Consider the following 13,412-nt stretch of genomic DNA (forward strand, 5'->3'; position numbering starts at 1 on the left):
TACACCAAAGATGGATAAAGAGGCATCTTAAATAATTGGATGCCTCTTTATTTTTCATACTAATGATCTACGAATATTATACTTTTACTTGAAGAATAACCTTAATTTATCATTACTAATATCCTAAAAAATGAAACCAAATCGTTTACTTACTTTATGTATTGCCCTTATGGGCTTTATAGTAATGCAGGGACAATCCACTTCATGGATAAGAATCAATCAGTTAGGATATTTACCGCAAAGTATTAAGGTTGCTGTTTTTATATCCCAAGAAAAAAATAACATTACTTATTTTGAGGTAAAAGATGTAAAATCTAATATCTCAGTTTTCAAAGGAGAAGGTATTGCTGCCAATGCAAAACGATGGAGCATGCAGAAAGCATTACGCCTCAACTTCTCTCAACTAAATACTGATGGAGAATACTATATAGAATGTGATGGTGTAAAATCACCAGTATTCAAAATTAATACAAACGTATATGATGGAGCTGCAGATTTCCTCCTCAACTACATGCGTCAGCAACGTTGTGGATACAATCCTTATCTGGATGCAGAATGTCATCAACACGATGGCTTTATTGTAGATCATCCTACCCGCACAGGCGAAGCCATTGATGTTCGCGGCGGATGGCACGACGCTTCCGATTATTTACAATACTTACCAACATCGGCTAATGCAACATTCCAAATGCTGTTCGCTTGGCAAAAGACTCCCGACAAAACTATATTTAAAGACAAATATAATGCATTAGGCAAAGAAGGGCAAAATGGCATTCCCGACATCCTGGACGAAATACGCTGGGGGTTGGAATGGATGATAAAAATGAATCCTGATTCGGCTATAATGTTTAATCAAATAGCAGACGACAGAGATCACGCCAGCATGCGTTTACCATCTAAAGACCATGTAGATTATGGTTGGGGTGAAGGAACAGGACGCCCTGTATATTTCATTACAGGAAATCCACAAGGATTAGGACAATATAAAAACCGTACAACAGGCGTTTCGTCCAGTGCCGGAAAGTTTGCTTCTGCTTTCGCTCTAGGAGCAGATATATTTAAAGATATAGACCCCACTTTTGCTTCTGCCCTAAAAAATAAAGCTCAGCCTGCTTATAGTTTTGCAGAGACAGTGATAGGGAATACACAAACCGCATGTTTGAAGTCTCCGTATTTTTATGAAGAAGATAATTATGTAGACGATATAGAACTTGCAGCAGCAGTTAAATACAATCTGACAAATGACGAATCTTGGCTTAAGAAAGCCGACTACTGGGGGCAACTGGAAGAAATTACTCCATGGATGGAATTGGGTAGAGCCCGCCATTATCAGTTTTATCCATTTGTCAATTTAGGACATTATTATCTATCTCAATCGAACGACAAGAATATCAAAGACAAATATTCAAAGTATATGGGCAACGGCTTGAACTGCCTGCTAAAACGAGCTAATGAAAACGACGACCCATTTCTTTTCGGAATACCTTTTATTTGGTGTTCAAACAATCTGGTTGCAGCAGCAGTAACTCATGCCCGACTTTATAATGAAACATCGGGTGATGACACCTATCTGGAAATGGAGGCAGCACTCAGAGATTGGCTATTCGGTTGCAATCCTTGGGGGACGGCTATGATATGCGGTTTTCCTGAAGGTGGCGATTATCCATCGAAACCTCATTCTTTTGTTTCCGAATTATTACACGACATTCCTTATGGAGGATTGGTCGACGGACCAATTTACAAATCGATATATGAGAACCTAAGAGGCATACATCTGAGATACGAAGATTCGTATGCACCATTCCAATTCGGACCTGCTGTCTACCACGACGATCCGGGAGATTATTCGTCTAACGAACCAACAATGGATGGAACAGCAAGCCTTAGTTTCTATTTGTCGACCATGGAGAAAATAGGTAAAGATCAAAAAAAGAATAATGTAAAAGATAGTCAGGGATCTACGGTACAAATTGGCACCGATCGTAAAGTAATTCATTTGATATTCTCTGCGGATTCAGCATTCGAAGGAGCACCATCTATCCTTAAAACATTGGACGAAAATAAGATTAAGGCTTCTTTTTTTCTCACAGGGAACTGCCTGCGAATGAAAGAACATGAACAGATTATCAGAAAAATCATCAACAATGGTCATTATGTAGGTGGACATTCTGATAAGCATCTACTATATGCCCCATGGGATGATCGCCAAAATTCTTTCGTTACCAAAGACAGCCTTATAAACGATTTGAATCAAAATTTGAAAGAATTATCCAGATTTAATATAGATATTGATAAAAGCATTTATTTTCTGCCGCCCTACGAATGGTACAATAAAGAAAATGTAAGATGGATAGAATCGCAAGGGCAAACTGTTATTAATTTCACACCCGGTATTAAAACTGCTGCTGATTATACAACGCCCGATATGAAAAATTACAAATCGTCGGAAGAACTTATCGATCAGTTATTCGTTTTTGAAAAAGAGAATGGGCTTAACGGCAGTATTGTACTTATTCATCCGGGAACGCATCCAAGTAGAACAGATAAATTATATCTTCGCTTGGATGAGATAATATTGAAACTAAAAAAGAAAGGATATTCCTTCGAACGTCTGTAATATAAATTATCTGCAAAAGAATCACCTTTGATAAAAAATATAAAATGAGAACAATTATTACCCTATTATCATTATGCTTTTTGATTTCATTTTTTAATATACATGAAACTAAAGCACAGAATATTTCTGACGAAACCCGAGCTGAAATAGGTTTATATCTCACTAATATTGCTAACAAAGATGTAAGAGTACATAAGGTGAATATCGATTCCGTTATTGTAGAAAATAAAACAATAAAACTCTTTGCCGGAATCAATCTATCCTATATTCCCTTTCGGAAACATGATGTAGATAAAATATATTCAGATATAAGAAATATACTTCCTGCTGAATTCGCGAAATACAAAATGGAGCTCATTACTGATACCCAAAAGATTGAAGAACTTGTTCCATCCAACAGAAATAAAAAAGACTTATTCAACAATAAATCGGACAAACCTTTAATCACTAATATATCAAAAATTTATACTCTCGATAAAGGTTTACAAAATCGTCATCTGGCTATATGGCAAAGTCATGGCTGGTATTACGAACAAAAACTAGCCAGATGGGAGTGGCAAAGAGCACGTATTTTCCAAACGGTAGAAGACCTTTATACACAAAGTTATGTGTTGCCCTATCTGGTTCCTATGTTGGAAAATGCAGGAGCGAATGTACTCTTGCCCCGAGAACGGGATATTCAAAAACATGAAATTATCGTTGACAATGATAAGGATTCCGACAATTCCATCTATCGCGAAAAATCGGGAAAAGAAGATTGGGAAAAAGGTTCTTATTCGGGATTTGCGCATACTAAAGAATTTTTCCTCGATGGAGAAAATCCGTTTAAAATGGGTAGCTACCGACAAATTAAAACGGTGAATAAAGGAAATGAAAGTATTGGTGAATGGATACCAGACATACCGGAAAAAGGACAATATGGTGTTTATATCTCTTATAAAACTTTGGATAACAGTACAGACGATGCTCTTTATAGTATTTATCATGCAGGAGGACAAACGGATTTTAAGATAAATCAGAAGATGGGCGGCGGAACATGGATATTCTTAGGTTTCTTTACTTTCGATAAAGGCGTAAATGAAGCCTGCAAAATAACGCTATCTAACAAAAGTCAAAAAGCCGAACGTATCGTTACAGCTGATGCTATTAAAATAGGTGGAGGAATGGGAAATATAGCCCGACTACCCCACCCCAGTGGAATTGTGACCGACAATACAAAAAGCTCGGAATCAATAGAAGAGAATACGAATGCAAAAAAATTACCTAAGATAGATTATCAACCCGAAATTAGCGGTTATCCCCGATATACAGAAGGGGCAAGATATTGGCTGCAATGGGCAGGTGCTCCCGACAGTATATATAACAAAAGTGAGGGCAAAAACGATTATACAGACGATTACCAAAGCAGGGGCTTTTGGGTAAATTACATAGCAGGAGGTTCTTCGGTACTGCCCAAAGCCGAAGGGCTGGGTATACCAGTCGATTTGGCTATGGCATTTCACACCGATGCAGGTACTACTTTCAATGACTCCATTATAGGTACATTAGGTATTTGCATGACGCATACAAACGATGAAAAGTTTGAGAACGGAAAAACACGATGGACTTCACGTGATCTTACTGATATGATAATGGACGAAGTTGTTAAAGACATTCGCCGAGATTATGAACCGAACTGGACACGTCGCCATATATGGAACCGTTCTTATAGCGAGGCGCGAACACCGAATGTACCGACTATGCTATTGGAACTCCTATCCCATCAGAATTTTGCAGATATGCGCTATGGACTAGATCCTCGCTTCAGATTCACTGTCAGCAGATCAATATACAAAGGAATGCTCAAATTCGTAGCACAACAGTATAGAACAGATTATGTAGTGCAACCTTTACCTGTAAAATCGTTTAGTGCCGAATTCGCAGGAGAAACAAATGTAGAATTGAAGTGGACTCCGGTTGAAGATGTTTCAGAACCAACGGCCAAACCTGACAAGTATATAGTTTACACCAGAATTGGCGATAGCGATTTTGATAACGGACAAGTAGTCAATAATACTAAGACGACTTTGAATATCAAGAAAGATAAAATCTACAGTTTCAAAATAGCTGCTTTAAATAAAGGAGGAGAGAGCTTCCCTTCCGAAATACTTTCGGTTTGCCGCAAATCGGATGAGAAAGGAATAGTCCTAGTAGTAAATGGATTCGATCGTCTATCTGCACCTTTCAGTTTTGTTACAACGGATAGTATCGGCGGTTTTGTAGACTTCATAGACCATGGTGTATCCGATAAGGTAGAGTACAACTATATAGGAAGTCAATACGAATTCAGACGCAAAATTCCATGGATGGACGATGATGCGGCAGGATTCGGAGCGAGTAATGCCAATTATGAAACGACTGTGGTTGCAGGAAATACGTTCGATTATCCGGCTATACACGGAAAAGCTATTGTGAAATCTAATTACTCTTTTATTTCTTGCAGTGCTCAAGCTGTATCTAACGGGCAAATAGATCTTAATAAATATAAACTGCTTGATCTTATTTTAGGAAAACAAAAGCAAACTAAAATAGGAAGAGGTGTACATCCTGCTAAATTTAAAACCTTTCCGAAAGAGTTACAACAAAAGATTACAGCATACTGCAATCAAGGTGGAAATATATTTATCAGTGGAGCATTCGTTGCCTCAGACCTTTGGGATACAGAATCGCCACAAAAAGAAGATCAGGATTTTGCAAATAATGTATTGAAATACAAATGGCGCGTAGACAGAGCAGCGGTTACAGGCAAGGTAAAAAGTGTAACGTCTCCATTTCCTATGATTTCGGGCAATTATGAATTCTATACTAAACCGAATTCAATATCATACGCAGTAGAATCACCCGATGCATTAGAACCTGTAGGAGATAATAGTTATACTATATTCAGATATTCGGAAAATAACTTAAGTGCAGGAATAGCATCTCAAGGAGATTATAAGACCTGTGTTATCGGCTTCCCGTTCGAAGCAATTAAAGACGAAATTGAAAAGGAAAACCTGATGAAGAATATTCTTACATTTATGTTCGAGAACTAATCTTACAACAATTATCTACAACTGACCATGTTCTCTGTGATAAGTAATTAACCCTTGAAGCGGGTTTTCAATTATCACATCAATACAGATTCCTATGTCTTTAGCAATCTCTCTCAATATGGGAGAGTACATATTGGCAATGGTTCCAACAAAGCGTACAGGATATTCTGTGTATTTATATTGCAATATATTACGTTCGAAAAACGAGCGCAGACTTTTATAAACAAGCCCTTTTACATAAGGCTCATCAAGATGTTCGTACAAGAAGAAAGACAATACAGACAGCAACCTGTTTGGAAAAGGTTTCTCATAGATATAATTCAGAATCTCTTCGGGATCTATTTTATATTTTTTATAGAATAATTCGGCCAATGCATCCGGAGCAAGCCCTTTCAGGCAGTCTGACAAAAAAGCTTTCCCTAAAGAAGCACCACTACCTTCGTCTCCTAATATATAGCCTAACGATCTTACATTCTTAATGATAGATTCGCCATCATAAAAACAGGAGTTAGAGCCTGTACCCAAAATACAAGCAATGCCCGACTTGTCCTGAAACAAAGATCGAGCCGAACCTAATAAGTCACTTTCTATTACAGCCGGAGTCTTAAATTGGGCTTCTAATGATGCCTTAACCTGATTCTTTTTTTCGAGAGAAGAACAACCCGCACCATAGAAGTAAATGGTGCTGAATTTAGTCTTAAAGAAAACAGGAGGTACTTGTAAGCGAATTAACCTACTAATTTCTTTCCTACTTTGAAAAAAGGGATTAATACCATCCGATAGGAAATGCTCTACTATGCCATTCCTATCGACCAGACACCATTCTGTTTTTGTAGATCCACTTTCTGCTATTAAGATCACGTATTTTGTATAATTAGGTAAGTTATAAGACTTCGTTATTTTTTCTATCTTTCTTTCTCACAGTCAATGCAATAAAACAATAAATATCTTCTTGCACTCAATTGATAAAGAAAGTAAAATTATGTTTATTAAAATTGCATCAAAGATAAGTAAAATAAAGTATGTACATATATTCCTTTAAATCTTATTAGCATCTAAGTTTTTCAGGATCAATACTAGATACAAATTATTATTTGTTATATCTTCCAAACGATGATAATCTTCGAGCCACATGATTGATAATAGATTGATAATAGTCTAAAATATATTCCGGTTCAATATACACTTTCTTTTTAATAACACAATGAAGCCATATCCATTTTTTCTTGTAACTTTAAGCAATTTATTCGACCAGTTATATATCATAATTACACTATTATCATTCTTTTATGAGTATTAAGAATTTTATTTTCAAGGGAAACCTCGTTCTTCAAATATCAATAGGTCTGTTTTTCGGTATATTATTGGGAATTTTCTTTCCCGACGTTGCCATATCTGCCGGGATTTTAGGTGATCTATTTCTTTCGGCATTAAAAGCGGCAGCACCTATTCTGGTTTTTCTACTTATTATATCTTCCATTACCAATCATAAAAGCGAACAAAAAACAAATATAAAATCTGTTTTGTTCCTCTATTTACTCGGAACTTTCCTTGCGGCTTTAACTGCAGTAGCTACCAGCTTTTTATTTCCTTCTTCGCTTACATTTAAGAGCCAAGACATAATTAATTTGCAACCACCGTCCGGCATATTAGAAGTCCTAAAAGACATACTCTTCAAAGTGGTTGATAATCCTATTAATGCAATAATGAGTTCAAATTTTATAGGAATATTGGCCTGGGCAATTGGTTTGGGATTCTTTCTTAGAAAAGCCTCAGAAAGCACTAAATCTGTATTCACTGATTTATCTGATGCTGTTATTTTTATAATAAGAATAATAATCCGTTTCGCACCTATAGGTATTTTGGGATTAGTAGCCTCTACAATTGCCGAAACAGGCTTAGCCACCCTATTGGAATATCTGCATGTATTATTAGTTTTAGTAGGTACAATGGTATTTGTCGCTCTGGTAGTTAATCCACTCATAGTTTTTTGGAAAATAAAGCGAAATCCCTATCCCTTAGTTTTTACTTGCCTCAAAGAAAGTGGAATAACCGCTTTCTTCACTCGTAGTTCAGCTGCCAATGTGCCTGTAAATCTTGCATTGGCAAAGAAAATGGATCTCGATGAGGATACCTATTCTGTTACTATCCCCTTAGGAGCTACTATCAACATGGAAGGCGCAGCAGTAACCATTACAGTTCTTACCCTTGCAGCAGCACATACGTTAGGTGCCGATATAGATATTTCCACAGCTATTTTATTGAGTATCATTTCGGCTCTAGGTGCTTGTGGAGCATCGGGTGTTCCGGGAGGTTCTCTTCTATTGATTCCTGTTGCATGCAGTCTATTCAATATTCCTGCCGATACTGCAATGCTGGTAGTAGGTGTTGGTATGACTATTAGTGTGATTCAAGATTCAACAGAGACTGCACTGAATTCTTCGACCGATATTCTTTTCACGGCAGCAGCTTGTATTGCAGAAAGAGAAAGCGAAAAATAAATAATACTAACAATCGTCCCACAATTTTCAGTCTGTCTATTTTTTCTAAAAACTAGTTTTCTATTTCGGTCATTTGTTAGAATATAAGCTGACCACTACATAAAGTACTCTAAGTGATTTCTCTATTTTATGAAATAGAAAAATCATTTATTTAACTGTTTATCTCAATTAGTTAAATATTGAGTTTAGATAATTTGTTAATTTTATGTTGTATATACATTCGGGAAGGATGTTCCGAAAGATTGTTAGCATTGTTTATCTTCAGTTATAGAACCGAAAATCTAATATTCATAATATGAAAAGAATTTATTACACATTAATCACATTATTATTTTGTGCATTGATTGCGTCCTGCACTACCAAATCAGAGATAGCAATTCAGAATATTCGGTGCGAAATGCAAACGAATCCTCAAGGAATCGATTGTATTTCACCTAGATTGAGTTGGGAATTATCTGCGACCGGTCGTGATGTACAGCAAACTAATTACCATATATTAGTTGCTTCTTCTTTAGAAAAACTTGATGCTAATGAAGGTGATTTATGGGATTCGAAAGTTGTTAAATCCGACGAGTCAATATACATTCCGTATGCCGGAAAGAAGTTGGAAAGCAGAGCTGAATGCTACTGGAAAGTGAAAGTAAAAACCAATCGCGGAGAATCGGAATGGAGCGAACCTGCTTCGTGGACAATGGGGTTGATGAACTCTTCTGATTGGCAAGCCAAATGGACAGGACTTGACAAAAGTTTCGATGGTGATGTATTAGTCGGAAAGACACGCTTGGCAGCTCGTTATTTCCGTAAAGAATTTGAAACGAAAAAGGAAATTAAAAAAGCAGTTTTATACATTTCGGGCTTAGGATTTTACGAAGCTTATATAAACAATAACCGTATTGGTACGCAAGTACTAGCCCCTACCCCAACAGATTATTCTAAAGTAGTTAAATATAACACCTTCGATGTAACAAAAGATATTATTTCAGGTAATAATGCTATCGGTGTTGTATTAGGTGGCGGGCGATATTTCTCAATGAGAGAACCGGGTATCAGGCATTTTGGGTTCCCTAAAATGCTTCTTCAGCTCGAAGTAGAATATACTGACGGTGAAAAAGAATCTATTATTAGTGACAATTCGTGGAAAGTAACAGCCAATGGTCCTATACGCTCTAACAGTGAATTTGATGGTGAGGAATACAATGCTTTGATGGAAATGCCCGGTTGGGATAAATCTGGATTTGATGATTCGAAATGGTTACAAGCTGAACTTGTAACAGAACCGGGAGGAAAAGTTGAGGCTCAACTCAATCCGAACATCCAAGTAATGGATACGGTTAAACCAATTGCTATTACCGAACAAAAGCCGGGAACATTTATTATGGACATGGGGCAAAACATGGTAGGTTGGCTTCGTATAAAAGTAAAAGGAAATAAAGGACAACAAGTACAGTTAAGATTTGCCGAATTATTGAAAAATGACGGTAGCCTCTACATGGACAACCTTAGATCAGCTTTAGTTACTGATAAATATACACTGAAAGGTGATGGACAAGAAACATGGCAATCTACATTTACTTATCATGGATTTCGTTTTGTAGAAATAACTGGATTTCCGGGAACTCCTACTATCAACGATTTCGAAGGCCTAGTGCTATATGATGAGATGGAAACAATAGGAGAATTTGAAACATCGAACGAAACCATTAATCAAATATATAAAAACTCTTATTGGGGTATACGCGGCAATTATCGCGGGATGCCGACCGACTGTCCGCAACGCGATGAACGTATGGGTTGGTTAGGCGATCGTGCGGTTGGCTCGCACGGAGAAAGTTTTATATTCGACAACAATCTTTTGTATTCCAAATGGCTGGATGATATACAACAATCTCAACTTGAGAATGGTGCGCTTCCAGCTGTCGCTCCCAACTATTGGTCTGTATATGTTGATGATATGACCTGGCCTGCTGCCTACCTTATTATAGCCAATATGCTTTACGAACAATTTGGGAATAAAGAGCCTATTGTTAAGCATTACGATTCGATGAAAAAATGGTTGGATTATATGAAAGACACCTATATGGTAGACAACATTATGCCTAAAGATAATTTTGGTGATTGGTGTATGCCTCCCGAATCGCAAGAGTTAATTCATTCGCAAGATCCTGCACGCAAAACAGAAGGTGCAGTGTTGGGTACAACTTTCTATTATAGAATGATGTATCTAATGGAACAGTTTGCCAATATATTGGATAAACCGGAAGATGCAAAAGATTTTGCACAGCAAGCTGTATTAATGAAAGATGCATTCAATAATAAATTTTTGAATAAAGAAACCGGTCAATATAGTAATAATACCGTTACAGCAAATCTTTTAGCTCTTTGCTATGGGATGGTTCCTAAAGAATATGAGGATGCTGTATTTAAAAATATTGTTGATAAAACTGAAAATGAATTTAACGGACATGTAAGTACCGGATTGATCGGGATGCAATGGTTAATGCGTGGATTGTCTGATAACGGACGTGTCGATCTTGCTTACAAATTAGCAACTAACCGAAGCTATCCGAGCTGGGGTTATATGGCTGAGAACGGAGCGACTACAATATGGGAACTTTGGAATGGTAATACAGCCGATCCTGCGATGAATTCTGCAAATCATGTAATGTTATTAGGTGATCTAATTATTTGGTATTATGAATACCTTGCCGGGATTCAAAATGCTTGTGGTAGCTTTGGTTTTAAACAAATAAGCATGAAACCATACACAGTGGAAGGCTTAGACTTTGTAAAAGCATCTTATAAATCACCTCATGGATTAATCAAGAGTTCATGGAATAAAACGCAAAATACATTTAAGTGGGATATAACCATTCCTGCCAATAGTTCTGCTATTGTCTATATTCCCGCCACCGATAAGGATAAAGTAAAAGAAGGCGAAAAGAAAGCAGCCTCGGCTGAGGGTGTAAAGTTTATAAAGATAGAAAATAATTACGCTGTCTTCGAAGTCGGATCCGGAAGCTATAATTTTAGCTCGGAATAAAATTAAGAGCAGCTGACAATTAGCTAATTGTCAGCTGTTTTTTCGTTCCCTAAGTTTCTCAAAATTCCGTGGCAAGATACAGACAAATTATTGAGCAATTATTTGAGTAATAATACAGAATATATTCTAATTCGAGCAATATTTAAGATAAGTATATAAAGAAGAAAAGAGCATTAGTAATTGATAAAAAGAGCAAACTACAACTAATAATATTCAGTTATATAAATATTTGGAGAGAACTATCTACTCGTTTGTGAAAATGAAAAACTACAAGGTTCAGATTTTATTCTTGAATCCTGTTTTCAAATATCAATAAAAACTGATTAAATACCAGTCACTAATTTGGAGATTGTTGATAGAGAATCAGATGGATAAGTGATAAAAACACTTAACTAAGCAACAGTCTCTAATTAGTATTTTTATTTAATATATTCGAAAGTCATATAATACATCTGCTGCTAAGAGTTTTTTATTTAATATTATATTTGACTCAAAACCAACAATATCAAGATTCTGAAATATAAACTCTATTCTATAAACCATATGAAAAATTCCCGATTCTTTTTTTATTTCCTTTTCCTGCTGTTACTCATCTCTTGTAATCAAAAATCTGTGCGGACGCTTACGGTTATTATTGATGAATCTATCAATAAGGAGGCACAATGGGTATATTGGATGTCCCTATACGATAATGAATTCAATATTACAGATTCTTGCTTTATAGAAAAGGGACAGACTGAATTTGTTTTGGTAGACAGGATTATGAACGATTCAGTATCAATGACCGAGCTTACATTTTCGGAAATAACAATACCTTGGAACCGCTCTATGCTAACAGTCGATTCAAAAGATAGAAATATCAAGGTTAATAATTTAACATCGGAGGGTTTTTATGAAAATGGTTCTACTGTTGAAGGGGCTTTTGCTGAAGAAGAACTCAGAAAAATCGATTTGAAAATGAGAAAAGGGAATAGAAGATTATCAGAGTTGACAGAGGATCTTCAAGTTGCTGATTACGATGATAGTATTGCAGTTCCCAAAATTGTCAAAGAGAGGGATTCTCTAAAGCAATATTTAGCACAAACATATCTCATTAGCAACCTTGATTCGGTAAAATATATGGCAAGCATTGAAGGTCTTTTATCCAGATTAAGCTTTTCAAGGAGCAATGGTGGTATTTCGAAAATAACTTTTGATAGTGTTCTTCAAATAATCTCGGAAAGGTATCCTAAGAATATTCAAATTCAGGGATTTAGACGAAATTATATTCTGGGAGAAACGACACCTCTGGCAAGTGAGAGAAGTAAATACTGGCATAAACGGAGAGATGAAATTAGAGATTATACGTATTTTAAGGATAAAAATAAAACGACCGATGGCATTACAATACCCGGGGAAAAAGAAAGAAGAGCTCCCGGCATGTATGCTGTAAAACCTGATACTAATAATGTAGCTGTATATACAATAGGAACTAAAGTGCAAAATTTAAAGTTGAAAGACCCCAAGGATAACTATATCTCTGTGTCCGATCTAAAAACAAATTATATATTAATTGACTTCTGGGCTATATGGTGTGTGCCTTGTGTAGAAGAAATCCCTAACATACTTAACGTACACAATAAGTACAAAGATAAACTATCCGTATATGCTATCTCTCTGGATAACACTCGGCAAGAATGGATTGAGGGTATTGAAAAGTACAAATGCCGTCAGTTTACTCATGTTTATGCAGGCACTTGGGCAAACGAAGATGCCACCCTACTGACTAAAAGCTTTGGAATAAACAGCATACCTGCCAATTTTTTACTTGATAAAGACAAACGTATTATAGCAAAAAATATTAGAGGCAAAGAATTAGAAACCAAACTGTCTCAGCTTTTAAAACAATAACGAACAGTAATTTGCAAAAAAGAAGATACAAAAAAATAGGCTGCAAATAATATAAAGGCAGGTGCTCTAGCCAGCTGAGCTAATCCCCCATTGTTGTAGTTAACGGTTAGCAGTCTACGGTTAGTAGTAAACTACTGCGGCTTGCTGGTAACTGTTGAACTGACCTGGTAGTCCCAGGCAGATTTGAACTGCCGACCTCTACATTATCAGTGTAGCGCTCTAACCAACTGAGCTATAGGACTGGCTATCTACCTGAAGACAGATTATTTATATCAGCTTCGTGGTTTCTC

General features: G+C 36.5%; 6 protein-coding genes and 1 tRNA gene. 5 read left to right on the forward strand and 2 right to left on the reverse strand.

What is annotated here, in order from left to right:
• Nucleotides 1-130: 130 nt before the first annotated feature.
• Both G7Y56_RS16615 and G7Y56_RS16620 read left to right on the forward strand, forming a co-directional pair.
• A complete protein-coding gene (locus G7Y56_RS16615; protein WP_165045325.1) occupies nt 131-2,617 on the forward strand; it encodes a glycoside hydrolase family 9 protein in 2,487 nt (828 codons plus the stop codon).
• A 44-nt stretch (nt 2,618-2,661) separates the two neighbouring features.
• Nucleotides 2,662-5,691: a xanthan lyase gene (locus tag G7Y56_RS16620; RefSeq protein ID WP_165045327.1), complete on the forward strand. Its 3,030-nt coding sequence runs from the start codon at nt 2,662-2,664 to the stop codon at nt 5,689-5,691.
• 15 nt (nt 5,692-5,706) lie between these two features.
• Here the strand turns inward: G7Y56_RS16620 and G7Y56_RS16625 are convergent, their stop codons facing one another.
• Nucleotides 5,707-6,552, reverse strand: a complete 846-nt coding sequence (locus G7Y56_RS16625; RefSeq protein WP_165026584.1) for a hypothetical protein — start codon at nt 6,550-6,552, stop codon at nt 5,707-5,709.
• 428 nt (nt 6,553-6,980) lie between these two features.
• On the opposite strand from G7Y56_RS16625, the gene sstT reads away from it, so the two are divergent.
• The 3 genes from sstT to G7Y56_RS16640 all read left to right on the forward strand — a co-directional run bounded on the left by sstT (nt 6,981) and on the right by G7Y56_RS16640 (nt 13,122).
• Nucleotides 6,981-8,192: a serine/threonine transporter SstT gene (sstT, locus tag G7Y56_RS16630; protein WP_165045329.1), complete on the forward strand. Its 1,212-nt coding sequence runs from the start codon at nt 6,981-6,983 to the stop codon at nt 8,190-8,192.
• Nucleotides 8,193-8,487: 295 nt separating this feature from the next.
• Nucleotides 8,488-11,232: a glycoside hydrolase family 78 protein gene (locus G7Y56_RS16635; protein WP_165026588.1), complete on the forward strand. Its 2,745-nt coding sequence runs from the start codon at nt 8,488-8,490 to the stop codon at nt 11,230-11,232.
• 543 nt (nt 11,233-11,775) lie between these two features.
• A complete protein-coding gene (locus G7Y56_RS16640; RefSeq protein WP_165045331.1) occupies nt 11,776-13,122 on the forward strand; it encodes a TlpA disulfide reductase family protein in 1,347 nt (448 codons plus the stop codon).
• A gap of 165 nt (nt 13,123-13,287) precedes the next feature.
• Here G7Y56_RS16640 and G7Y56_RS16645 read toward each other — a convergent pair.
• A tRNA-Ile gene (locus tag G7Y56_RS16645) sits at nt 13,288-13,364 on the reverse strand.
• Nucleotides 13,365-13,412 lie beyond the last annotated feature (48 nt).

This window comes from Dysgonomonas sp. ZJ709, assembly GCF_011039195.1.
Lineage (GTDB): Bacteria > Bacteroidota > Bacteroidia > Bacteroidales > Dysgonomonadaceae > Dysgonomonas.

Excerpts from the sequence above, each read along its gene's own strand:
- sstT (WP_165045329.1), top strand. The coding sequence starts at position 6,981 with ATGAGTATTAAGAATTTTATTTTCAAGGGAAACCTCGTTCTTCAAATA.
- G7Y56_RS16635 (WP_165026588.1), top strand. The coding sequence starts at position 8,488 with ATGAAAAGAATTTATTACACATTAATCACATTATTATTTTGTGCATTG.
- G7Y56_RS16615 (WP_165045325.1), top strand. The coding sequence starts at position 131 with ATGAAACCAAATCGTTTACTTACTTTATGTATTGCCCTTATGGGCTTT.
- G7Y56_RS16620 (WP_165045327.1), top strand. The coding sequence starts at position 2,662 with ATGAGAACAATTATTACCCTATTATCATTATGCTTTTTGATTTCATTT.
- G7Y56_RS16640 (WP_165045331.1), top strand. The coding sequence starts at position 11,776 with ATGAAAAATTCCCGATTCTTTTTTTATTTCCTTTTCCTGCTGTTACTC.